At 41.3% G+C, this 25,056-nt stretch carries 25 protein-coding genes and 1 pseudogene; 17 read left to right on the forward strand and 9 right to left on the reverse strand.

Annotated elements, in window-relative coordinates:
• Positions 1-12 precede the first annotated feature (12 nt).
• Positions 13-891 carry an ABC transporter ATP-binding protein gene (locus AK822_RS08220; protein ID WP_060491264.1) on the reverse strand — a complete coding sequence of 293 codons (879 nt, stop codon included), beginning with the start codon at positions 889-891 and terminating at the stop codon, positions 13-15.
• Between the two features lie 257 nt (positions 892-1,148).
• On the opposite strand from AK822_RS08220, the gene AK822_RS08225 reads away from it, so the two are divergent.
• A complete protein-coding gene (locus AK822_RS08225) occupies positions 1,149-2,024 on the forward strand; it encodes a LysR family transcriptional regulator (RefSeq protein WP_167541672.1) in 876 nt (291 codons plus the stop codon).
• Between the two features lie 280 nt (positions 2,025-2,304).
• Here AK822_RS08225 and AK822_RS08230 read toward each other — a convergent pair whose 3' ends face one another.
• The gene (locus AK822_RS08230) at positions 2,305-2,643 is read right to left on the reverse strand and encodes a hypothetical protein (protein WP_227673302.1); all 339 of its coding nucleotides are present in this window, start codon (positions 2,641-2,643) and stop codon (positions 2,305-2,307) included.
• Positions 2,644-2,985: 342 nt separating this feature from the next.
• Positions 2,986-3,903, reverse strand: a complete 918-nt coding sequence (locus AK822_RS08235; RefSeq protein ID WP_060491266.1) for a LysR family transcriptional regulator — start codon at positions 3,901-3,903, stop codon at positions 2,986-2,988.
• A 198-nt stretch (positions 3,904-4,101) separates the two neighbouring features.
• On the opposite strand from AK822_RS08235, the gene AK822_RS08240 reads away from it, so the two are divergent.
• From AK822_RS08240 to pcaD, 8 genes are all read left to right on the forward strand, one after another.
• Entirely contained in the window at positions 4,102-5,268 is a 1,167-nt protein-coding gene (locus AK822_RS08240; RefSeq protein WP_060491267.1) for a muconate/chloromuconate family cycloisomerase, read from the forward strand.
• A 43-nt stretch (positions 5,269-5,311) separates the two neighbouring features.
• Positions 5,312-5,602, forward strand: coding sequence for a muconolactone Delta-isomerase (catC, locus tag AK822_RS08245; RefSeq protein ID WP_060491268.1), 291 nt, complete (start codon positions 5,312-5,314; stop codon positions 5,600-5,602).
• Between the two features lie 60 nt (positions 5,603-5,662).
• The gene (catA, locus tag AK822_RS08250) at positions 5,663-6,586 is read left to right on the forward strand and encodes a catechol 1,2-dioxygenase (protein WP_060491269.1); all 924 of its coding nucleotides are present in this window, start codon (positions 5,663-5,665) and stop codon (positions 6,584-6,586) included.
• Positions 6,587-6,836: 250 nt separating this feature from the next.
• Positions 6,837-7,664: a SphA family protein gene (locus AK822_RS08255; protein ID WP_060491270.1), complete on the forward strand. Its 828-nt coding sequence runs from the start codon at positions 6,837-6,839 to the stop codon at positions 7,662-7,664.
• A 33-nt stretch (positions 7,665-7,697) separates the two neighbouring features.
• Complete coding sequence (locus AK822_RS08260) at positions 7,698-8,390, forward strand: 3-oxoacid CoA-transferase subunit A (RefSeq protein WP_060491271.1); 693 nt, start codon at positions 7,698-7,700, stop codon at positions 8,388-8,390.
• Between the two features lie 26 nt (positions 8,391-8,416).
• On the forward strand, positions 8,417-9,067 hold the full coding sequence (locus AK822_RS08265) for a 3-oxoacid CoA-transferase subunit B (RefSeq protein WP_060491272.1): 651 nt from the start codon (positions 8,417-8,419) through the stop codon (positions 9,065-9,067).
• Positions 9,068-9,101: 34 nt separating this feature from the next.
• Complete coding sequence (pcaF, locus tag AK822_RS08270) at positions 9,102-10,334, forward strand: 3-oxoadipyl-CoA thiolase (protein ID WP_060491273.1); 1,233 nt, start codon at positions 9,102-9,104, stop codon at positions 10,332-10,334.
• An 86-nt stretch (positions 10,335-10,420) separates the two neighbouring features.
• On the forward strand, positions 10,421-11,197 hold the full coding sequence (gene pcaD / locus AK822_RS08275; protein ID WP_060491274.1) for a 3-oxoadipate enol-lactonase: 777 nt from the start codon (positions 10,421-10,423) through the stop codon (positions 11,195-11,197).
• A 141-nt stretch (positions 11,198-11,338) separates the two neighbouring features.
• On the opposite strand, the gene AK822_RS08280 is transcribed toward pcaD, so the two are convergent.
• The 6 genes from AK822_RS08280 to AK822_RS08305 form a co-directional block, all read right to left on the reverse strand.
• Positions 11,339-12,397, reverse strand: coding sequence for an NADH:ubiquinone reductase (Na(+)-transporting) subunit F (locus AK822_RS08280; protein WP_060491275.1), 1,059 nt, complete (start codon positions 12,395-12,397; stop codon positions 11,339-11,341).
• A gap of 62 nt (positions 12,398-12,459) precedes the next feature.
• A complete protein-coding gene (locus AK822_RS08285; protein WP_060491276.1) occupies positions 12,460-12,822 on the reverse strand; it encodes a phenol hydroxylase subunit P4 in 363 nt (120 codons plus the stop codon).
• Between the two features lie 146 nt (positions 12,823-12,968).
• Positions 12,969-14,486, reverse strand: a complete 1,518-nt coding sequence (locus AK822_RS08290) for an aromatic/alkene/methane monooxygenase hydroxylase/oxygenase subunit alpha (protein ID WP_060491277.1) — start codon at positions 14,484-14,486, stop codon at positions 12,969-12,971.
• 72 nt (positions 14,487-14,558) lie between these two features.
• The gene (locus tag AK822_RS08295; protein WP_060491278.1) at positions 14,559-14,825 is read right to left on the reverse strand and encodes an MmoB/DmpM family protein; all 267 of its coding nucleotides are present in this window, start codon (positions 14,823-14,825) and stop codon (positions 14,559-14,561) included.
• A 53-nt stretch (positions 14,826-14,878) separates the two neighbouring features.
• Complete coding sequence (locus AK822_RS08300; RefSeq protein WP_060491279.1) at positions 14,879-15,889, reverse strand: aromatic/alkene monooxygenase hydroxylase subunit beta; 1,011 nt, start codon at positions 15,887-15,889, stop codon at positions 14,879-14,881.
• An 81-nt stretch (positions 15,890-15,970) separates the two neighbouring features.
• A complete protein-coding gene (locus AK822_RS08305; RefSeq protein WP_228138990.1) occupies positions 15,971-16,285 on the reverse strand; it encodes a phenol hydroxylase subunit in 315 nt (104 codons plus the stop codon).
• 380 nt (positions 16,286-16,665) lie between these two features.
• On the opposite strand from AK822_RS08305, the gene AK822_RS08310 reads away from it, so the two are divergent.
• From AK822_RS08310 to AK822_RS08350, 8 genes and pseudogenes are all read left to right on the forward strand, one after another.
• A complete protein-coding gene (locus AK822_RS08310; RefSeq protein WP_087945606.1) occupies positions 16,666-18,483 on the forward strand; it encodes a sigma-54-dependent Fis family transcriptional regulator in 1,818 nt (605 codons plus the stop codon).
• Between the two features lie 631 nt (positions 18,484-19,114).
• Positions 19,115-19,435 (forward strand): Arm DNA-binding domain-containing protein, encoded by a 321-nt coding sequence (locus tag AK822_RS15055; protein ID WP_060491280.1) that lies wholly within the window; start codon positions 19,115-19,117, stop codon positions 19,433-19,435.
• 15 nt (positions 19,436-19,450) lie between these two features.
• Positions 19,451-19,696: pseudogene (locus tag AK822_RS15280) on the forward strand (phage integrase central domain-containing protein); the annotation flags it as partial.
• Positions 19,670-20,293 carry a tyrosine-type recombinase/integrase gene (locus AK822_RS08325; RefSeq protein ID WP_416202330.1) on the forward strand — a complete coding sequence of 208 codons (624 nt, stop codon included), beginning with the start codon at positions 19,670-19,672 and terminating at the stop codon, positions 20,291-20,293. The pseudogene AK822_RS15280 and the gene AK822_RS08325, both read left to right, overlap by 27 nt.
• A gap of 57 nt (positions 20,294-20,350) precedes the next feature.
• Complete coding sequence (locus AK822_RS08330; protein ID WP_060491282.1) at positions 20,351-21,250, forward strand: hypothetical protein; 900 nt, start codon at positions 20,351-20,353, stop codon at positions 21,248-21,250.
• A 118-nt stretch (positions 21,251-21,368) separates the two neighbouring features.
• A complete protein-coding gene (locus AK822_RS08335) occupies positions 21,369-21,653 on the forward strand; it encodes a helix-turn-helix transcriptional regulator (protein ID WP_060491283.1) in 285 nt (94 codons plus the stop codon).
• On the forward strand, positions 21,640-23,760 hold the full coding sequence (locus tag AK822_RS08340; RefSeq protein ID WP_060491284.1) for a DUF3987 domain-containing protein: 2,121 nt from the start codon (positions 21,640-21,642) through the stop codon (positions 23,758-23,760). The genes AK822_RS08335 and AK822_RS08340 overlap by 14 nt, the downstream gene beginning before the upstream one ends.
• A 21-nt stretch (positions 23,761-23,781) precedes the next feature.
• Positions 23,782-24,947, forward strand: a protein-coding gene (locus AK822_RS08350) for an IS3 family transposase (protein WP_087945602.1) whose coding sequence is annotated in 2 segments (ribosomal slippage) — positions 23,782-24,040 and positions 24,040-24,947 — 1,167 coding nt in all. Because the reading frame shifts where the segments join, the coding sequence is not laid out codon by codon here.
• Positions 24,948-25,056 lie beyond the last annotated feature (109 nt).

Raw genomic sequence — 25,056 nt, forward strand, 5'->3', positions numbered from 1 at the left:
GGCCTAGTGCGATTAACCTTTGGAGGTGTCTTTAATTGATTTAGTAGCTGTGCGCTGGATTATGGAATTGATATCTTCAGTGACTGAGCTACTGTTTAGTGCAGGTCTCATTTGAGTGTATTTTTCTAATGGATCAGCTGGCGCATTGTCCGCTTCAAATAGGCTTAAGATATTACGACGTTTGATATTTAGCTGATTTAAGATAAAGCTCTTAACAAAATCATTGGCAGGGTTTTTGATGATTTCTGATGGTTTAGCATATTGAGCTACTTTGCCGTCTGATAACAACAAAATGCGATCAGAGAGTGTCATTGCTTCTTCAGGATCATGTGTCACAATCAAAGTGGTTAGCTCATAACGCTCTGCAATCTCGCGAATACGTGTCTTAATGGTCTCTTTAATAACCCCGTCTAAGGCAGATAAAGGCTCATCTAATAATAAAATCTTAGGCTTCATCACTAAAGTACGTGCTAATGCAACACGCTGCTTCTGCCCACCAGAGAGCTGGCTGATTCGCTTATTCAAATGCGGCTTAATCTCCAAAAGGTCAACTAGCTCATCAACCTCCGCTTGCGTACTTACGTTAGGTCTATTGCGCAGCCCATATTCAATATTCTGCTTTACATTCAAGTTAGGAAACAATGCATAGTCTTGGAATACAATATTGAAACCTCTGTGCTTCATAGGCACACGTGTGATGTCTTCCTTATCATAGGCAAGTCGACCAGAACTAATATCGGTTAGACCTAAAATAATATGCAGCAACGTGGTTTTCCCACAGCCAGATGGGCCCAATATTGAAACAATCTCACCCTTATTCACTTTTAGGGAGATATCCTCAAAAATAACTTTGCCGTCATACTTCTTAGTCACATTTCTTAGTTCTAACATAATTCAAGCCCAAACTTATATTTTGGTATTAGCAGTGAGTGATAGCTCAAGCAAATACATTTAGGTAAATTGTTCAATGCTTTAATCGTTTACACGTAACTAATATAGAAGATGAATATGACAGTTTGGCGTCAAATATAAGGTTAGCTTATACATTTAATCATTCAGTCTTATTTATCGTGTATAACTTCTCGTACTTCCCGGAGATAAGCCTGACAATCTCTGTAACTGAAACCTATATGAAAGACGGGGGTCATATGACGAAGAAACCTTACACCTATAATCAGCTAAACATCTTAAACTCTGTGCTTGAGGAAGGTAATTACACGCAGGCGGCTAAACGTTTGGGTGTGTCTCAATCTGCCATTAGCCAAGCATTATCTACGCTTGAAAACAATCTTGGGTTTAAGCTATTTATGCAGCGTGGCAGGCACTTTGTGCCAACAGATTACTGCTTAGAGCTTGGAACGTTAACGAGTAAAGTGCAAGCAGTTGAAGACGAACTAGATCAGCTGATTCAAAGAAGTAAAGTTTTTGAATCAGCTATATTGAAGGTAGGTCTATGCAGTCCGCTGCCGGGCACTGAAATTATTAAGCAGTTTAGTAAGCGCTATCCCAAGCTACAGACTGAAATCTATTTTGGTAATTTCCATGAAACGTTTAGTAGAGTGGTTAACGGTCAGGTAGATGTTGGTATTCTTGCAAATGTTCCAAAAAGTGACAAGTTACAGTTTAAGAAATGTTCTACCCAAAGGCTTGTTGCTTTGTGCTCACCGAACCATGCTTTTGCATCAAGAGAATCTATAAGCTTAACTGAATTAGCGACTGAAACTGTTATATTCCGCACACACGGCTCCACCACTCAAAAGCTTATAAATGAGGCGCTAGCAAAAATTAATTTAGAGATAACCCCTACGTATATCGTAAACACCCAAGAAAGTGTTTACGATGCAGTTTACCAGAACTTAGGTGTCGGATTTGCATGGAGCGAAAGCGCAATCAGAAAAGGTGGTTTTGTGAAGGTACCCATTGCGGAGCTACCTTCAGACTATGATGAGGTGGTCTTTTCACTCAAAAATGTAAACAATTTAGTGGTGACTGCTTTGATGAACTCTTTAGATGCTTCTGGTTAGACTATTTGAAAAAAGCATCCTAATGTTTTCAATATATACGTATCTTGCGAATTAAGTTTTTTGCTTCGTATTCATTTACTGTAATGTACCTTTATGTATGCGATTCGATGAAGTTAAACGGTACTATTAAGGGCATAACTAACGACAATATCTTATTTAATAATGATGGTAAAGAATTCACTTGGCCGTTACTGACTGAATATTGTCGTCTTCTTGAGTGAAGAAGCTAAGCAATGCTGAACATTCATAGGGTTACACCTCTGTTGCTAAATACTCTAACCTACACTCTCCCTGCCCCGCGACTAGATGCTTCACTATTCTCAACCAATATAGCCGCTGCTGTTTTTTTGAGTATCGCCCATTGTTCGTCATCGACATAGATACCCTCTTTCCATGCGCGCTGATGAGTCTCAAACAGCTCGTCTGTCGATATTTTACGATCGAAATGCTGGATATCATGTTCGATATCGAAGTTTTGAGTCGCAACCTCAATAACCATATTATTGGTATTGTAGTTGGACTGTGGTTTGTCGAAAAAGTAAAGATCAGGATAGACAAACCCTTGATTCAATGTAAATAACGTATGCTTGGGCACAGAGCCATTATCCCATTTGGCCAAACAAGCATAGCCTTTTTGTGTGAGACATTCATCTGAATATCACCCCACTGTTTTACCATAAAACTCTTTTACTCTGTTGATTCGAAAATCACCTAAATGCTATTGTTTATATAGTGCAGAAGACTGAGGTATGAAATCCACTTTTCTCAGGTGGTGTTGTTAATATTGGAGTTTGACCAGGTGTCTTAATCACTAATACCTTCTAACAACTATGGTGAAGTAAGATGTCGTTGACATCCCTACGTCAAAACGAGCAGCACTTTATATATAATAAAACTGTTGCATGATTTTATCCTTAAGCGAGTCAATATTAGGAAGCTTAACGAATAGTGAGTAAATTGCTTAAATCTCTTCACGCCGATAAACAAACTCCTCTTCATCATATAACTTGTAGGTGACATCGAGTAGCGTTTTTAGCAAATCCGACTTATCAAAATGACGGACATTCATAATAACTGGCGACGTTAATAATCCATCTTCTAATGGAATATAACCAATCTCTGTACCGCGTAGGTTCTTAAGCGCTTGAGGCACAATGGTGATCCCTTCTCCTGCAGCTACTAAACCTAAAGCCACATGCAATTCGCTGACTTCTGAAAATGAATTTGGCTCAATATTGCGTTCCTCAAACAAACTCAAAACAAAGTCAATAAAACTAGGGCGCGGTGCCTTTGGATATAATAATAGATTCTCATTAGCTAGATCAGCGATAGTTATAGTGCTTTGTCGTCGTTGAATGATGGGATGATCAATAGGAGTGGCTACCACTAAGCTCTCCTCTCTCAGTAAAATACGTCTCACCGCAGCGTCTTCAAAAAATAATCTTCCAAACCCCACATCTATCTTGCCATTTGTCAGTGCTTGCGTTTGCTGCCACGAATTTAACTCGTGAAGCTTTATTTCTATATTAGGATATACCTTGCGAAATCGGGAGATCACTCTTGGTAACGTTCCGTATAAAATCGACGCCACAAAACCTATAGACAAAGAGCCATCAAACTTCCCTTTACGCATAGTCATCGCTCGAAGATTATCAGACTTTTTTAGAATCTGTATGGCATGCTCGTAAAAAAAGACCCCTGCTTCAGTTAACTTAAGAGGCCGTTGATCACGATCAATCAAAAGTACACCCATCTCTTCTTCTAACTGTTTTATCTGACGACTAAGCGGTGGCTGTGATATAAAAAGCCGCTCAGCCGCTTTACTAAAGCTCTTCTCTTCTGCCATTGCGACAAAATAACGTAAATGTCTAAGTTCCATACCGTTATCCTTATTATCATTTTTTTAATTATCATTAGGTTGTCAATCAACTTTGTCCGTCTATTTAACCCTTGTATTACCACCATACTATACCTAAAAGGTATAAAAAAGCATCATATAAGGTCTTAGACACGGCAGTTTATAAGTCTTATAGTTAATAACAAGCATAATAACTAATTAATCAAGGGTTAGCGCAATATGATTCGTTCAATTACGACATTGCTGGTTCCGATACCTACCATTCGAGCTCATAAACTTGCTTGTACGGTAATGAATGAGCAGACATTAGTCTTAGTTCATATTCAAACAGAAGATGGGCTTGAAGGTTGGGGCGAAGCGACAACCATCGGTGGGCTCAACTATGCAGAAGAGAGCCCACATAGTATCAAGACCAATATAGACACTTACTTCACGCCTTTGTTATTAAAAGAAGCCCCTACTTCCACTGCCAAAGCTATGCAGTTACTAAACCAGCATATCAGTGGTAATCGCTTTGCGAAATGCGCAATTGAAACCGCACTACTCGATATCGAGGGCAAACGTCTTGGCATACCGGTCAGTGAGTTATTAGGTGGCCGTGTACGTAATGAGCTTGAAGTGGCATGGACACTTGCCAGCGGTAATACTGATCAAGATATTAGCGAAGCAAAACAGATGATCGAACAAAAAAAGCACCGGATTTTCAAATTGAAAATTGGCAGTAACCCTATTAATGAAGACGTTTCTCATGTACTGGCTATCAAGCAAGCTATACCAGAGTATCGTGTCACCGTCGATGTCAATCAAGCATGGACTGAGCTTGAAGCCATGAGCGCAATCAAGCGTCTGCAAGCTGGCGGGGTAGATTTAATAGAACAACCTATCTCTATGCGTAATCAGGCGGGACTGAAACGTTTAAAAGAGCATTTTGAGGTGGCCATCATGGCCGATGAGATTGTCCAAGATCCACAAAATGCTTTTCGTTTAGCAATTGATCATTGCGCTGATGTCTTTGCAGTCAAAATCAACCAAGCTGGTGGACTAAAGGCGGCCTGCCTCATTGGACAAATGGCACAGCTTGCAGGAATAGAATTATACGGTGGTACGATGTTAGAGGGCCCCATTGGCACGGCCGCATCGGCTCATGTGTTCTCAACTTACCCTAGTTTAAATTTTGATACTGAACTATTTGGACCGTTACTTCTTACAGACGATATTTTAGCTCGTCCGCTAAATTACCATAACTTTGGACTGACTGTCCCAACAGGTTCTGGGCTCGGTATCGAGGTGGATCGCGATAAAGTCTATCATTATGCAGGACTCCGCCTATCAGCGGTATCAAATACAAACTCTCAACCCTACCTTGCTGCTGAAAATAGCTTATAACGAATCAAATGTTTAACTATCTCAAAACCATAAGGAAAGAGTAATGCTATATCACGTACGAATGGATGTCTTAATACCAAACGATATGGATGCTGATAAAGTTGCAGAACTAAAAGCCACTGAAAAAGCACTATCACAAGAATTGCAAAAGCAAGGCAAATGGCGTCATATTTGGCGATTGGCTGGCGAGTACTCAAATTTTAGTATCTTCGATGTTGAGAGCAATGAAGAGCTGCACGATATCATGATGTCATTACCTCTTTATCCTTACATGAAAGTAGAAGTGACGCCACTACTTCGTCACCCATCATCTGTTCGTGAAGATGACAGCTAAAACGATTGAACGACCACGAGGATATCCTCACAAATCAGGTTAAACCCAAGGAGAAAGGACATGGAACACAAGCAGATTGAAAAATTGGCTGAACAGTTCATTAAAGGCAAGATCGACTTCCCTGAGAAAGTTAATCCACGTGTGCAAGAAATCACCCTGCGCATTGTGACCGATTTGATGAAAACGATTAATGATCTAAATATCACTGCTGATGAATACTGGACTGGTGTGTCTTACATTGGCGATTTAGGCAAAGAAGCCGGCCTTTTATCACCAGGTTTAGGTTTTGATCATTTCATGGATTTAATGATTGAAGAAGATATGAAAGCGGCTGGATTAGAAGGTGGCACAATACGTACCATTGAAGGGCCACTATATGTAGCAGGTGCTCCTGAAGAAAAAGGCTTTGCGCGGCTTGATGATGGTACTGAAGATGAAGAAGGCACAGTGCTATTTATGCAAGGATATGTTTATGACGAAGATGGCAATCCTATTCCGAATGCTAAAGTAGAGGCATGGCATGCCAACACCTTAGGTAACTACTCTTTCTTCGATGAATCGCAACCTGACTTTAATCTACGTCGTACCATCATTACTGATGGTGATGGCAAGTATGCTTTTCGTAGTATTGTGCCACTGGGTTACTCAGTACCACCAGGTGGCATGACGGATAAAGTATTAAGTGCTTTAGGACGTCATGGTAATCGCCCTGCTCACATTCACTTCTTCGCTAGTGCTGAAGGTATGCGCAAATTAACCACGCAGATCAATATTGATGGTGATGAATACCTTTGGGATGACTTTGCTTTTGCCAGTCGTGAAGGCTTAGTACCGGAAGTCACTATGGTTGACGACGCTGATAATCTCAAAGAAAAAGGCCTTGATAAGCCTTATGCTTCAATCGATTTCGACTTCCATCTGTTAAAAAACAGTAAAGCTGATGTACAAGGTAGTGAAGTAGAACGTCGCCGTGCACAAGGGTAGATAGTATATTTTGTTAAATACTTAGCTTCTTCAGGTATTTACATAAAAGTCATGACTAATAATCTCAATATCTACTTGATACCACGCCCTGCTGTGGTATCAAGTTTAACTTTCGGCAAGCACTCATTATTTTCAATCCAATATCTAATCTTTTTTAACTCACTAATCCATTCATGAACTTGTTGTCTAATATAAACACTAATCTTAAGTTTTAGACAATCATAAAATAAAATATGAACAAGGATGTTCTATGAAAAATACGATGAATAAAATCGCCCTACTTACGATCGCTGCTAGCTTGTCATTTACCGTCCATGCTTCTGACTCTCACTATGTCCCAGGCATTGAAGGAATAAAAGCAAGTGTAGTACCGCCACCTGGGGTGTATTACAGAGGCTATCTCGTAAATTATAGCGCTGATGAAAATGAGGCGTTACCAGATGACAGCGAGGTTAATGTTACTGCCCTTGCCAATCGAGCGATATGGGTCACACCGCAAAAGGTATTAGGTGGCGACTTAACACTTGAAGCTGTTCTCCCTTTATTAAGAACTGACCTTGAAGTTGGTGGCCAAAATATTGACGAGCGTACAGGACTAGGTGATTTATACGTGGGCGGCGTAATTGGTTGGCACGGTGACAGATGGGATGCAGTCACTGGCGTTGGCTATTGGGCAGACACAGGCGACTTTGATGCGACACGCGTTGCAAGTCCAGGAAAGGGCTATGATTCGGTCATGCTGACCCTTGGCGGTAACGTCAAGCTCAATCAACAAGGTGACATTAATCTCAGCGCCTTAAGTCGTTATGAGATGCCGAACGGTGATGACTTAGATGACGAACTGATTGTTGAATGGGGTCTGAGCAAAAGTTACGGCTTGCTAGATGTCGGTTTGGTCGGTTATAACACTTTTGAGACTGGCGATGGCGACGAAGAAAGAAACGCCTTAGGACTATCCATGGGCTACTTTTCACCGCCTAACCTACTAGGTGGGGATGTCGCCGTGTATAAAGAGTATTCAAATAAAAATACTTTTGAGGGAGAGGTGATCAGAGCGTCGCTAACCAAAGTATTCTAAAGATTTCCATAAGATCTAAAATAGGGTCAAACTATGATAAATAAAGCCGAAAAAAGTATGACTAAGGTGCTCAGTCAAATCAAAGACGGCGCTACCATTATGATTGGTGGTTTTGGGACGGCAGGACAACCTGCCGAACTGATTGATGCGCTCATTGATTTGGGTGTTAAAGATTTAGTGATTATTAACAATAATGCAGGCAATGGTGATCATGGTCTTGCCAAACTATTAAAAACAGGGGCAGTGCGCAAAATTATTTGCTCGTTCCCGCGTCAGTCAGACTCTTGGGTATTTGACGAGCTATATCATGCGGGAAAAATCGAGCTTGAGCTGGTACCACAAGGCAATCTGGCCTGCCGTATTCAAGCAGCTGGCATGGGACTTGGTGCGGTATATACGCCAACTGGCTTTGGTACTTTGCTGGCAGAAGGTAAAGAGACGCGCCATATCGATGGCAAGGACTATGTGCTTGAATATCCAATCAAAGCAGATTTTGCCTTGATCAAAGCGGATAAGGGCGATCGCTGGGGCAATTTAGTCTATCGTAAATCGGCACGTAACTTTGGTCCAATCATGGCCATGGCAGCTGACGTGACGATCGCTCAAGTCTCTAGTAGTGTCGATCTGGGTGAGCTTGATCCTGAACACATCATCACACCAGGTATCTTTGTGCAACATGTGGTGCAAATCGAGCCGACACATGCTACTACCGCAGCCAGCGCTTAATACGGTCAATCATAAGGAGCGTCATCATGAGCCATACATTACTCACACGGGATCAAATCGCTGAGCGTGCTGCCCGAGATATTCCAGATGGTGCCTATGTCAATTTGGGCATAGGACTACCCACAAAAATTGCAAAGTATTTACCTGCTGATAAGGATGTGTTTTTGCATTCAGAAAATGGCCTGCTGGCTTTTGGCCCTCCCCCTGCCAAAGGTGAAGAAGATCCAGAACTGATCAATGCCGGAAAAGAATACGTCACCATGTTAGATGGCGGTAGCTTCTTTCACCATGGCGACTCGTTTGCCATGATGCGCGGCGGCCATATTGATATTTGCGTATTGGGTGCGTTTCAAGTTGCAGCCAATGGTGACTTGGCCAACTGGAGCACTGGTGCAGAAGGTGCAATACCTGCTGTCGGCGGGGCTATGGACTTAGCCGTCGGTGCCAAAAAAGTCTTTGTAATGACCAATCACACGACTAAAACAGGCGAACCCAAGATCGTCAGTGAGCTTACTTTTCCTGTCACTGGCAAGGGCTGCGTCGATCGAATTTTCACCGACCTGTGTGTCATCGACGTGACTGATAAAGGGCTGGTAGTGACTGAAATGGTAGATAACCTAAGCTTTAATGACTTACAAGCGGTAACGGGTGCCACCCTCATTGACGCGACTAAATAGAAACATCTCATAATTAAAACTTAGGATAACCGCTATGTTCGATTCAACTACTGGTTTAAACAACGCCTATATTATTGATGCCATTCGCACGCCTTTTGGACGTTACGGTGGTGCTCTAGCCCCTATACGTGCCGATGATTTGGGCGCTATTCCTATTAAAGCCTTGATGGAACGCAATACCAATGTCGATTGGGTGCAAGTAGATGATGTTATTTACGGCTGTGCCAATCAAAGCGGTGAGGACAATCGTAACGTCGGGCGCATGTCATCATTGCTCGCAGGTCTTCCTTATCAAGTGCCTGCTACTACGGTCAACCGCTTATGCGGCTCATCAATGGATGCGTTAGCGATAGCGGCGCGTGCGATTAAAGCCGGAGAAGCAAGTCTCATTATCGCAGGCGGCGTTGAGAGCATGAGCCGTGCACCATTTGTAATGGGAAAATCAGTCAAAGCATTTGGGCGTGGTCAAAAGCTTGAAGACACCACCATGGGCTGGCGCTTTATCAACCCAAAGCTCGACGAGTTATATGGCACGGAGACCATGCCACAAACGGCGGAAAATGTCGCTGAGCAGTTCAACATCAATCGTGCTGACCAAGATGCCTTTGCACTACGCAGCCAACAACGTACCAATGCTGCACAAGCATCAGGTTTTTTCAAAGACGAGATTGTCCCAGTCATCATCCCGCAGCGCAAAAGTGAGGCTGTCATTGTCGATAAAGATGAGCATCCTCGTGCAGACACCACGCTTGAGAAATTAACCAAACTGCGTGCCATCGTCAAAGAAAACGGCACAGTGACGGCGGGTAATGCCTCAGGCATTAATGATGGTGCGGCGGCTTTTTTAATAGCTTCAGAGCAAGCGGTGAAACAGTTTAACTTAAAGCCGCGTGCGCGTATTGTTGCTTCCACCACGGTAGGTGTTGAGCCACGTATTATGGGCTTTGCTCCAGCGCCTGCGATGAAAAAGCTACTGGTGCAAACTGGACTGTCTCTTGATGAGATGGATGTCATTGAATTAAACGAAGCCTTTGCAGCGCAATCACTAGCTTGCACGCGTGACTTGGGATTAGCTGACGATAGCGAGCGTGTCAATCCGAATGGCGGTGCGATTGCGCTTGGTCACCCACTTGGCGCATCAGGCGCACGTTTGATTTTGACAGCACTCAATCAACTTGAGAAAACGGATAAGCGTTATGCCATCTGCTCGATGTGTATTGGGGTGGGACAAGGTATCGCCATGATTGTTGAACGTGCTGAGTATTGAACAATAAATAACCAATCATCGTAGCCATAACTCGATGCGCCACTACCATCATCATCACCCCAAAATGACAAATAAGGATGATCGTTATGCCTGTACTTGAAAATAAAAACGTTACCTTAAGCTATGCCACTTTTGGTGATAGCCGTAACCCTGCGCTTATATTCTCCAACTCTTTAGGTACCAGCTACCACATGTGGCAGCCGCAAATTGATGCTTTGCAAAACGATTACTTCATCATCTGTTATGACACCCGTGGTCATGGTAAGTCCTCTGCACCCAAAGGCCCTTATAGCTTAGATCAGCTTGGACAAGACGTCATTGATTTGCTCGATCACTTGAATATTGATAAAGCGTTCTTTTGTGGCATCTCAATGGGCGGCATGACGGGCCAGTGGCTAGCCGTCCATTATCCTAACCGCTTCTATCACTTGTTGCTGTGCAATACTGCCGCCAAGATTGGTAATGAGGCGGCGTGGATAGCGCGCGCTCAATTGGTTCGCGCGCAAGGTTTGGATTCTATCGCCGCTACAGCCGCATCGCGCTGGTTTACTGAGGGCTTTATCAGTAACCATCCTGATATCGTCAACGCCTTGTCTGACACTCTTGCCGCTAACAGTAGCGAAGGTTATGCCAGCTGCTGTGAGGCGCTGGCTGTCGCTGATACTCGCGAGCAGTTAAAAGATATCGATGTCGCGATTACGGTGGTGGCAGGTACTAAAGATCCAGTGACGACGGTTGCCGATGGTCAATATATGGTCGATCATATTCCTAACGCCACGCTTGCCACGATTGACGCGTCACACATCTCAAACATTGAGCAACCACAAGTATTCAATCAAACTATTCATAAACACTTTGCCTAAATAAGTATTTTATTTAAATAAACATAATGCTTAAACCGATTAAAATGACTCGCTTTAAACGATAACTAAAAAACCCCGACATTTATGTCGGGGTTTTTTATGTAAGTATATATTGAGAAAAATATGACAAGCTTATGACTACTAAATGCGCTTAAATAAAGCAGAACGACTTGACTCGTCCGTACCATCAGCCGCAGTTAAGAAACGCTCCATATGAATATCTCGCTCAAATAGACGGGCTTGCATCAAAGTTGTAATAGTCGCATCAATCATAGGCGGCGGACCACACATATACGCTTTATGACCTGAGCATTTCCCATTAAAATGGTGCTTGACCGCATCATTCACATAACCTTTGAAGCCTGACCACTCCCCTAACGTGTCTTCATCACTTAAAGCAGGAATATAATGAAAGTTGTCATACTCTATTGCTAGCTGCTCAAACTTATCTCTATGATACAGCTCAGGAATATTTCTAGCCCCTTGAAATAGATAGAGCTGACGAGTTTCCCCTTGCTCTAATAAGTCCAGAATCATCGACTCAGGACTTGATAAACCTGACCCGCCTGCCACAAAGATCATATCTTGACTATCGCTACTGCGCACGAAAAACTGACCATAAGGACCTGACAGCTCGATGCTATCACCAACTGCTAACTCATTATGGAGCCAAGAAGTGCCTTTACCTTCATTGACTAAGCGCACATGCAGTTCAACGATATTAGACTGTGACGGCGGATTGGCAATAGAAAAGGCTCGCGTCCCAACATCAGGGATATCTAAGTTGATATATTGGCCGGCTTGGAATTGCATGTCGCTATCTAACTGCAAGCGAATTCCTAAAATAGTAGGCGATAAAGGCGTCACTGACTCAACCGTCGCTGTATAATCTTCTACCGGATAGCCCAAAAAGTCAGGATCAACATCTATATCGGCTTCGATGACCAAATCGGACTCAGGATAACAACAACAAGCGAGTACTTTGCCTTCATCACGCTCAACCTCCATCAGTGCAAAGGTAGATGCCTCTCCAAGATCAGCAAAGCCTTCTAAAACCTGAACTTTACAAGTCCCGCAAGTACCATGACCGCAAGCAAAAGGTAGCCAAACCCCTTGCCTTAAAGCCGCTTGTAATAAAGTCTGACCGTCTTCTACTTCAATAACATCACCGGTTGGCTCAATAGTGACTTCATAGGACATATCGCTCTCCCTTGCAATATTTATTAAAATTAGTGATTTAAATGTTTAATTGAAAAGAAACCTTAAACACCTGTACCTTTCCAGCCATTTAAACCTGGCGTTTTAAAGCGTAAGAGCGACTTATGATCAAAGCCAACCTCTTCTAGAGTTTGCTCATCTGATGGCGTAATCATCTCTCCATTGAGATTCCAGAGTACCTCATCCCATTTTATATGCTCAAAATCAGGATGCTGATTGAAGCCGTCAGGTAATACACCAGCCTTAAAGTCTTTAAACGTCATGTTAGGCGGCAACGGAAAAGCCTTTGCCGAACAAAATAGCAGATGCTCATCCCAACCGACAAAGACTACAATGTTGTCGCCATAATTTTCTTGTTTGTCCATAACCTTGCCCGTGTAATCTGGGCGAATCGCTGTAACTACCATAATAATTTCCTTATTGATATATTTGCTCATTAATTACTTGCTTATTAACTATTTAGCATTCTATTGTTGAGAGCTTATTTGTGTATCTTGGTTCAGTAGCGCTGACTTTGTTTGGCCGCGCTACTAAGCTCTAATCAACCAATAAATTAAGCGTTCCCTTTCCATTTGTTCCAGTTTTGCTCATCCACAGAACCTTTGAAGTCCATATTATCGACACCCACATTGAAGCGATAATACTCACTAAGAATCTTCTCAAGCTCAGGGCCACCACAGTTACCTTGCAATATTTGCTGTACTGGTAACCACGCTTGCACGTACTTTTCAGGCTCATCAACGAAGATATCATGGCAACCATCTGAACACATGTGGTAGCGCTCTTCGTTATAAACTGTCGTACGGTAGCTAAATGTACCAGGATCACCGTCCATTTCCGTAAAGGTCATGGGTACCTGACAGACTTGGCACAACATAGGCAGGCCTGAGCTATAAAAACGCTTGCCTTCTGCTTCCATTTTCTTTGCCAACTCCCAACGCGGACGATAGTATTTATCAAAAGTGTTAGGGTATTTTTCACTGAGCCAGTCAAGCTCTTCATCAGAGGGGATAAAGGTATGGAAACCAGCCGCATGACCGAAGTTATAGAAAATCCACCATGCTTGATGCGAGATATGTTCTTTTTCCTTTTCAATCACTTCGCTGTATTTTGGTCTTTTTAGGCCATAACGAGCGAGATCATCAAACAACGCCCCGCCCGCATCTTCAAAATATACTTCCCACGCTTCTTTCCAAGACATGACTTTGTTCGGTAACATATAATCCATCATCATCGCGACGATAGAGAGCAAACGCGTTCCACGCCAGAACCACTTATCGATCCACTTTTGTACGATAGGTAAGTTATCTTCATGCTGCTCAAGTAGGAATTTAATAATCTCAAGCCCAAGCGTCATGTGACGGGCTTCATCAGATTGCGCACTAAAGCCAAAGGTTACGGTTGCCATATCACCATTGTGTGCAGCACCTGACATGAAAGGTACGAATAACAAATTGGTTAGTACGTATTCAAAAGAAAACGAAATGGCAAGCAAGAACTCAAATGGTCCTGCTGAGCGTGCGTCTTCAAAGAACGACTTAGGAACAGATAAATACCAAACACGGTCATGCATATGGCTCCAATCTTGAAAGCCATTGAAATACTTGTTGAAATGACTCATAGCATGAACTTGCGTTTGCACATGACGAAGCTCATCAATGGATTGCATTTGACAAGCAATACGAGCGCCGATACCGCCAAACTGCCGACCAACATGAGCGTAGCCTTGGTATGCTTGATACTCTAATGGCGTAACGCCTGTCAAAAACACTTTAATGGCATTAAGATAACGTGGATCTGATACATTCATCTGACCGTTATTTTGAGAAAATGCATCAAAAATAGCATAAAGCTTTTTCTCTTTCTCGGCCTGATACTTCCAATAGGTGTCCATGGTCAGACGAAACGGATCTTCCCATTTTGACCAATCAGTAATCTTGATGCCTTCGAACTCTTCATAAGGAAAGGCTTCCTTTTTGTCTTCATAAGAAAAGTCCCAATCAAGATCACGAGTGAGTAGCCGATACTTTTCTTTCAGATTTAAGCGCTTTTTAGTTTTTGTGGTACTCATGTTGTACTCCTTAGCAAATGCTAGGTTATTAGTTAATGATATACTTCAATCGTTCATGACTAATTAAGACTATCAACTCCAGCTCAACGTCAGAGAATCTTCTTCCTCTTCGACATTCCCGCCAAGTGTTACCAAGCTAAGCTGCAGCTCTTGAACATCCCACTCACGGCCAAGCTTTTCTTCGACCGTTTCGCGATTGATGACCAAGCGATCTTCGCATTCCATACGAATCATAGCTGGCTGGTAGGTAACGGTGACTCCTGGATTATCTTCTTCAACGGCCTGAACGATATAACGCGACATATCGTTGTCTTGTAACGCCAGATATACTTTTGACATAAGCTTCTTCCATGAAAATTGGTTTAAGTTACGATGATAAATTTATAACTAGATTAAGCAGCGCTTTGCACAACTAAACCGGCAGTTTTACAACGTTTTGCCAACTGTGCTTGAATGTCATCCAACACGACTAACACTTGCTCGGCATCAAATAGTTTTTCAATCAAAGGACGATAGGCAGTGGCAACCTTCTCTTGCCACGTATCTAGCCACTGCTGGCAGTACTCCTTATTTTCTTCACTTTCTGCAACCACTGTTTTGATGATACTGTTGCTCCAGCCTGTTATGTCTTTGAAACAATCTTGCATAAACTCAGTCAGGATAGCGATATCACGACCGTTATTTTCAACCAACCAGTTATCTAAATGCTGATAATGAACAACGTGAATAAAAGTATCTATGACTAAAGACTGCGCAAGAAACAGCTCAAACCAATCTTTGACGATTAAGGTATGTTCACAAAGGGCACGAACTCCTTGCCACGCCTCATCATTCATCCAATAATCTTTGGCCTGCTGTAGTGAGTCACTAGAGTTGCCATCGATCAACAACCCTATCCGTGATAAATACTGTGCCATGCCCAGCCGATCCATACCTGCATATAAACAAGCTTGCGAAATAGCTGTACCATAACCATAAGCAGATCCATACATGAAGTTTAGATTGGCGGTTTGTTCTACGTGACGTAGTGGCAAGAGCCCAAAAATAACGGCTTCTAAGACTTCTTCACTCAGATTATCTACCAAATCACGTTTTTCAAAGAACTTATAGTTACCTTCGGTGATGTCTTGCATACGTGCTCTATTCTGAACATAGGCACCATAATAAAACTGACGAGGATCTTTCAGGTCGTACCAATCCTCCATCTGAATAATCGTGTAGTTTTCATCGTTCAATGTTTTGTCAGGATTCCATAGTGGACGATAATGAAAGTTAGCCGTGGCCTGCGCATCATAGGTGGCCTCTTGATAACGAGTTGCAGGTTTGTCACCAAAACGCCGAGCAATGTTCGCATAGGTATGACGAACGGGTTCAAGCGTTGATGTTTTGATTTCTAAAGACATGCTTATTTCTCCTTGATATAAATTATTACGCTCTAGTCGCGAGCGCCTTCCGTGTTTAACAACAATTATGATGAAGTAGGTTTAATGGTTACGAGTTTCTGAGTGATTTTGGCCTACTAAGGTAGTCTCTGTGCCATAACGCCACTTGTCTTCTTCCTGATCATTAATATGCATCTGCTCAGGTGTCATGTTTATGACGTTGTTATTGGCACAAAACTCCTTAAAGCTTTCAGGAGGTAATACCAGCTCAACAAAGAGGCTGGATTCGCCAATAGCAAAGTCAAACATGACAAACTTATCATCCGGATCACTTCTAACCCGAACATATTTGGGCAAGTCATTAAAAGAAAGATTAGACTCTTTATCGTAATTTGATGAGGTATTAGGTGAATTCACTCTCAACTCCTTTTCTTAAATGGTATAAATATAGACAGTCCTTATCTGGTATTTACTACCTTACAAGTTGTATGCCAACTTTATAATTACCAACTTAAGTTATTGATTTTTAATAACATTTTTAAAAAACACTGCGTATTAATCATCTAAGCTCAATAATTTTCTTTATTTTATTTCATGATTTGAGTCATTCATTTTTCAAAATTTCATGAAATACTTAAATTATTAAATTTAGAATCGCTGCTCATAGTCTGATGTAGCTTGATAGGCCATATATTTAGTATGATAAAATTGCATGATTTAGATGGATGTGTAATGATGATTGGCTCAACCATCTAAGGATAGATGTTACTCAGCTCCTTGCAAGGAACGCATCTGCTATGTCAAAACAAACCTCTTATAAAGATGATACTCCTGAAGTAAATGCAGTCTCTCATCCATCTAAATTTCTCGATGGCGAGGCTATACCTGAGCCAATCAAACTTAATAAAAAAAATAATAAAGAAAAAACTGAATTCACAAAGAGAATCGAAGATTTATTGACACATCTTGAGTTTGATTTGCATTCAGGAAAGATATGGTTCGGCGGTCAGCGCATGATATTAAGCCATGCTCATGCTCTATGGCGCCTGCGAGAGGATATCGAATCGACTTTGGGTAGCGATATTATGCAGCGGCTTTTTTTTCGCTACGGTCATTTTGCTGGGGAACAAGACGCTGAGATTAGTAAAAAATTACGACCAGAAGGCAGTTGGAAAGAGGTGTTTTTATCCGGTCCACAGATGCATGCCATACGCGGTATGGTGAGAGTCGTTCCTGATAAAATGAGTGTCGATTTTGACAATGGCAGATTTTTTGCAAGCTTTGATTGGTATAACTCTTTTGAAGCCGCTTATCATAAAAAGTTTCATGGGGTTTCAGATAAGCCGATATGTTTTAGCTCACTGGGTTACGCCAGCGGCTATACCAGCTCCTTCTTTGGCCGTCAGATTGCTTTTAAAGAAGTACAATGCGCGGCAATGGGTTTTGATCATTGTCGTATTGAAGGGCGACCATTAGAGGACTGGGAGGAAGAAACGGATCTTGAAAGGTTTTTCAACACTGAGCGCTTAAATACTGAACTGTTTGAGCGGCGCAGTAATTTTGATGAGATAAAAAGACAAAACCCTGATTTACGTATCAACCCTGAAGGTTTTTTTTCTGCTATTGGTGAATCGCCTTCTTTTAAAAAGGCAACAGCGCTGATGAAAAAGGTCGCAAAAACCAAAGCGACTGTTTTATTGCAAGGAGAAACTGGGGTTGGTAAAGAGGTATTTGCTCAAGCGCTCCACGATGCTAGTGATCGCAGAAGCAACCCTTTCATCGCTATAAACTGTGCCAGCATCCCTACCGATCTTATTGAGTCTGAGCTGTTTGGTGTTGAAAAAGGCGCTTTTACTGGCGCTACGCAATCTCGAAAAGGCAAAATTGAAGCGGCACATTTAGGGACACTATTTTTGGATGAGGTTTTTGAGTTATCATCGCGGGCGCAAGCAGCTCTACTGCGCGTATTACAAGAAGGTATACTCAACCATGTCGGCAGCTACATTGATATAGCTGTTGATATTCGAGTGGTGGTAGCCACCAATGAGAATCTAAAACAGGCCGTAGCTCAAGGAAAGTTTCGTCAAGACTTATATTATCGATTAAGCACTTTCCCTATCTACCTACCTCCTTTACGAGAACGTAAGCAGGACATACTTCTACTGGCTAAGTTTTTCTTACATAAATATGCCGATATGTATCAAAAAAATATTCAAGGTTTTACAGATCAAGCGCGAGAGTATCTGAGTTTATATCATTGGCCAGGCAATATACGAGAGCTACAAAACGTCACCGAACGAGCGGTCATACTCAATGATAACCACAAGTGGATTGACGCTAGTGATTTGCTTTTATCCAATATCGAAGATAATAGTATGAATGCTAATAAGCTTCGGGTATCGGCTGAAAGCGGTGGTTTACAACACTCCAGCGTTGATGACCATAGTAATACCGCACTTGCCACTTTATTCCATGATGGTTTTAATTTAGAAGCCTTTAACGACAAGCTTATCCGCGTCGCTTTAAGTCAGTGTAATGGCAACGTCTCAAAAGCTGCACGACTCTTAAATATCAGCCGCGCAAAACTTGACTATCGACTAAGCAAGCTCAATTAGCGGTGATTGTTATATTCAAAGTAACTAAAACTAGCTACTATGATCCCACATTTAACTTATGTTAATGAGGTTGTTAAATAGTGAATAGAGTTAAAATCAGTTACAAGATACTATCTATTGCTTGTTATACCTATCACTATATTATTGGTATGTAAGTCTTACTATATAAAGAATCAGTGAACTATGAACTGACTTTTTTGATACTTTGAACTAAATATTTATCCCTTACTTCAAATCATTCAAAGGTAGTAGTTATAACTATTTAAAATTTTTAATAGTATCGACATTAATGATTTGATACTATTTTGATACTCTGTATATATTGTTAGATATGACTCTTTGTTGATAGCTATGTTTTGTTTTTATCCTGAGACCTTATGAGTAAAGGCTTTAATGTAAAATACACGGCTACTTATTGATAAGTATTGTGTATTGTTGTTGTAAAAAAGAGGACTCATAATCCTTTGGTCGTAGGTTCAAGTCCTACTGGGCCCACCACATATTGAATCAGGCTTGTTCGCAGCGATGCGGCAAGCCTTTTTTTATGGGATTTTGCGTAATTTCCGAATACCTTGGTATATGGCGAATTATATAGAATATTGGTATATTTGTTGGTATAGATTATACCAACATGCCATTAACTCATACGATTATCAACAAACTAACCCCAAGTGACAAATGCACCCCTAGCCGCCCTGACAAGCATAGTGATGGCGACGGCCTTCAACTGTGGGTAAGACACACCGGAAACAAAGTCTGGATCAGTGCTTACCGCTGGCAAGGTAAACAGCAATCACTGACCTTGGGCAAGTACCCAGTAATTACACTGCAGCAGGCACGCCAGCGTAACCTAGAAATAAAGCAACTGATTCACGAAGGTATTAACCCAAAAGATAAGAAAAAAGAAAAACTTGCTGAGCAAGATGGCTCAAGACTTTTTGATACTATTTAACAGGCTTGGTATGCAGACCGTAAAACCTTTTTAGCCTCAAGTACGTTTAGTCGTAACTACTCAGCCTATATGCGTGACGTTAAACCAGTTATAGGGCATAAGCTAATCGACGATATTACATCACCTGATATTTTAGCGATTGGTAAAAGTATCGAGGCACGTGGTGCTAATGAAATGGCTCGTCGAATAATGGCAGAAGTAGGGCAAATATTTAAGCACGCTATTCGCATAGGTATAGCAACGTCAAATCCTGCAGCAGATTTATCAGCGGCCATTAAACCGCATAAGACTAAAAATCACAGTCGCATTACTTCAAAAGAATTGCCAAAACTCTTACAAGATATTGATGACTATACTGGACATATAACCGTCAAACTAGGTTTATGGTTCTTATGCTATACCTTTGTAAGAACCAATGAGCTTAGATTCATGGAATGGTCAGAAATTGACTGGAATGATAAAATTTGGCGGATACCTGCGGAAAAAATGAAAATGAATAGACCTCATATTGTTCCTCTTGTACCACAAGTTATAAATATATTAATGCAAATCAAAGAGCTGAATTTTTCAGAGCAGTATGTGTTCTATAACCCCTCTACCCGTAAGCCGTACAGTCAAAACGCTTTTATTAACGCTCTATATCAAATGGGCTATAAATATAAAATGACAGGGCACGGTTTTCGAGGACTTGCAAGTACAACACTTCATGAACAAGGCTTCATGCATGAAGCGATTGAGTTACAGCTGGCACATGAACAAGAAAGCAAAATAAGCCGAGCTTACAATGGCGCTCAGCATTTAGACTATCGTAGAGATATGATGAATGAGTGGGCGAGTTTTATAGATAATAGTTTTTGAAAAGGTTATTGATTTTATTAATATATTTATCTTATTCCAACTTATAGAGTAATTTTCATGCTAAAAAGTAGTGATTTTTATAATTTTAAAGACTCTGTTGCACTTTTTAAAGATATGATAGATAAAAGCATAAGTGACACTGAAATATATAGAAGAATAAAATCTGGTCAATTGACCCCCTATCTTGACTACAAAGGTGCTGCCCATCTTACTAAAAATGGAACAGTTTTGAGAGGTATTGACTATGTCTCCAAACTATTTGAAGAAGAATTTTATGTTTCGGGTGTATTTAAGTTATCTAACGAAAATATAATCCTTTCAGAATTTTGTCTTGAAGCTATCTTAGGAGTTGGAAATCCTGTAGCTCAAAAAATTAAGATCTATAGCATTAGTAATAAAAATCTAAAAAATAAAGATCTTTCATTAGGTTATTGCTTATATAATATAAATGACAAAATAAATGACAAAATAAATGAAAAGCACCCAAAAACTGGTTTGAAATGCGAAATAGTTTTTGATAAAGAAGAATTGCTAGATATAGTCAGTGAATATAAAAACAAGCAAAGGAACGATTATTTAGAAAATGAACTTGAAGAAGCCAGAGAGTATATTGAACGTTTAAAACGTAGTAGAAACCTATTAGAAATAGAAACCAGTGGGCTAAAGAAAGAATTAAACAATCAAAAAAACAGCTCTTCTAATAATGATAATAACAATACCAAATCGCAAGATTATAAAATAATTGCAATGATGGCTATTCTTCTTGCTGATACGTCTGCTAAGTTCAAACATGGGGATAAACTCAATATGCAAGCGATTGAACGGGACATTAAGAACCTTGTTTTTGATTTAGATATTGATAAGTCCCATTTACATGGTCTTGATGCGCCACATAAGCGCATTTCGACTTGTTTGAAAGAGTTCTCTCAGTACTTTGATAAAGATGTTAAGAATTAAAGCTAATCTAAATTGAAAGTTCAATATAACATTTGAACTTTCAACACATTCCTAACTCATAAAACTATCATTCTATCCATACCGAGACACCCCGTCACGGCTAGTATGGAGAAATAGAATGTTAGAATCTGATACCCCCACTAAAACCCATAATGATAAAGATTTAGTAAAACTATTACCTCTTCAAGGCATGTCACGCGCTAAAGACATCCTGCCACTTTTGCCATTCTCGAGAACCACATTGCATGAATGGAGTCGAGATGGTAGATTTCCTAAGAGCATCCGCTTATCGCCAACAATAGTGGCTTGGAAAAACTCCGAAGTTCTCGATTGGCTGAATAACTATACCAGTAATACTTCCACGAATATAAGAACCAGTGGAGGTAGAAATGAAGGAAGGTAACAGCAAAAAGCCCCAAGCTGATGACAAGGGGCTTAATACTTTACTAGGCTCTACACAGCAAACTAGCCATGCAATTATAGCAGATGATGAGATTCTCACCAACCTTATAGCTTTAGACCAAGGCGATAAGCTAAGACAGTTTAGCAGTACATTCACTATTCATAATGGCGATAGAAAAAGCGATATAATCAACACTGCTGGCAAGGTGGGCTTGATACTCAGTGACAACATAAACCAGCCAGCAAACCTAGCTCTTTACACGCTTAATAGTGATGCACCGATCGAGGTGACAGACCCAAACACGCCAAGCGCCTTTATCATTGGCAGTCTTAACCTAAATAGTGACTGGTACGGGGTAAAGAGCCTAGATGATGGTATAGAGCTATATAAAGCACTGATAAGCCAAGGGCTAAACGTGACTATCCTAGTCAGTGCTAATCCTTTTCACTTTAACAATATGGTCAAACATTTTGCTGAGGTTAAGCAAGTTATTGTTACTGCCACCATTGATAAAAAAGATGAAGTAACTAAGCCACTGCTAGGCGTAAACGTTAAAGCGATTATAACTACTTTTGATTTACTGCTATCGTTTGCTAATGAACAGACGCTTGATGATGTTTTGAGCGACCCTGAAACAATAGTTAAGGACTTGCTAGCTGAAGCATGGGGAAAGCTGGGCGATATAGCCGACCCTGACAGCAAAGCCACACCCTACCCGATAGAAGCCTGGGGCAAGAACGGCGATATACTTTACGATGCAATAAAAGCCATTATCTATCATGCCCAAGTTGCCTCAGCGATGGCTGGAAATGGCATGTTAGGCGCTTTAGCTACCATTATTCAGCAGTATATCAACGCGCCTTATGTGTTAGGTGATAAGTTTATGCCTGTGTCCCTATTCATACTTACTGAAGGCGATAGTGGTAGTGGTAAAAGTCGAACTGTAGGCTTTAGCCACAAGGCGCTTGTGAGCTATCAAGAAGACAAACGCAAGGAAGACAGGCAGTTGCTAGATGAATGGAAAGCACAAAAAACCAGCACACTAAAGAAAGATTTAGAAGTATGGTTACTTGAAAACCCCAAACCTAAGCAGTTTATACTTTTGGTGAAGTCTGGCACTATCCAAGGCTTTTTAGACCATATGCTGATTGGAAATACTAGAGATATAGCATGGTCAACAGCTGAAGCTGCCTTGTTTTTAAGTGGTCACAGCTTAACCAGTGACACGGCAAAAAGTAACATAAGCCAGCTGTGCGATATATGGAGTGATGGCTCATTTGATAGGCTTCTATCACCGCGCTACGACAGCATAGAGCAAAACAGTATGAACAGGGTTCGGTTTACGCTCGACTTGCAAGGGCAGCCGTCTGTCATAGCTGAAGCACTCAATGATAACGCTATGAATGAACAAGGATTGTTACCACGCTTTTTGTTCGCCTTTCCTGAAAATATGAACGGTAAACTCGTTTATAACACTGATGAAAGGCTAGACGCTAAGCCTAATCTTGACACTCGATTACAATTCTACTGGCAGCGGTGCTATGAGTTACTAGACCCTAGCCAAGGCATTATCAGAACTGACGACGAGGGTAAGATCATTCGATTTGATATGCCCTTTGAGAACAGACAGGCTAGAAAAGCATTAGCAGACTACCAAACTGCTAAAGAGCGCCAATTATGCAAAGGCGGTCAGCTTGAGAAATACGCAAGCTATGCCAGACGCTTACATGAAAATGCCAGTCGTATCGCCTCAATACTGGCTTACTTCAATGGCCAGCGCTTCATATCTGCTGATGACATACATAGAGCTACATTACTGACTGACTACTCAATGAGTGAGCGCATAAGGTACACCGACAAGCCCCAAGCTGGAGATAATGACGCGCAAAAGCTCATAGGCTGGCTGGTCAAGTATTGTAATAGACAGTCAGTCAATCGACTGGCTTACTCAACGGCTCAAAGTAAGGTTAATCCTAAGCACTTACGGAAAAAGCATAACTTTGAGTTGATAGCTGAGGTATTAGAAAGCGAGGGTTATATCAAAATCATAACTAGTGGCAGGGTGAGCTACGCTGAAGAAGCCGTACAAGTAAACTTGGTAAACTAAGCGTATTCACAGGAGTTTACCATGACCAAGAAAATCAGAACCTACAGTACAGAATTCAAAGCAGAAGCCGTCAAGAAGATAGCGGACAATAACGGCAATATTTCAGCGACTGCAAAGCAACTTGGCATCGCCATGCAAACGCTATCGAACTGGAACAATAAAGCCAATCAAGGCAAGCTTATCGGTACAGAACAATATGATCCTGATCTTATGACGGCTATTCAGGAAATAAAGCAGCTCAAGCGGCAGCTTAAAATGGCTGAAGAGGAACGAGAGATACTAAAAAAGGCCACCGCGTACTTTGCCAAACACAGCTCGTGAAGTACGCTTTTATAAAAAATAATAAACCATTCTTTACTATCGCAAGCATGTGTAAGGTCTTAGCTATTAAGCCATCAAGTTATTACGACTGGCTGAGTCGCGATATTAGCGACCAACAAATACATCGTAACCACTGCGAGCTACTGGTGAAAGCCGCTCACAGTGAAACCCGTGAGCGCTACGGTGTTGAGCGACTGCATGCAAAGCTAGCTGATCAAGGGCACGATATTAGCCTATATATGGTTCGACGTATCAAAGAAGAGCATGGCATCAAATGTCGTCGCCATAAGCGCTTTAAAGTCACCACCAACTCCAATCATAACAAGCTTGTCTATCACAACGTGCTTGATCAAAAGTTTGATGCGAAGACTCCTAATGAGTCTTGGGTCAGTGACATCACCTATATTTGGACCGATGAGGGCTGGCTGTATTTAGCAGGTGTTAAAGATCTCTATACCAAAGAGCTTGTCGGCTACGCTACAAGTAAGCGCATGACAGCAGACTTAGTATGCCGTGCGCTTAATATGGCCATTAAGAACAAACGTCCAAGCCAAGGGCTGATTGTGCATTCTGATAGAGGCAGTCAGTACTGTAGCCATGCGTATCACAAGATCATCGAGCAGCATCATTTTAAAGGCTCAATGAGTGGTAAAGGTAATTGCTTTGACAATGCTCCGATAGAAAGCTTCTGGGGTACATTAAAGAATGAGCTTGTATACCATCAAGAGTGTAAAACAAGGTTTACAGCGACCAACGAGATCACACAGTATATCGAGCTGTATTACAACCAGACTAGGATTCAAAAAGGTTTAGGCTATAGATCGCCAAGGCAGGTGTGGTTTGACTTTTATCGTCAGGCTGCGTAACTAAAATTTCCCAAGTTTATGTGTACGGATTTGACGGCAGGGGTCAGTATATCATTATAATGTATTTCATTAAATTGCTTAACAAGTACAAAAAACACTGATCGTACAA

Origin of the sequence: Psychrobacter sp. P11F6, from assembly GCF_001435295.1 — a bacterium.
Lineage (GTDB): Bacteria > Pseudomonadota > Gammaproteobacteria > Pseudomonadales > Moraxellaceae > Psychrobacter.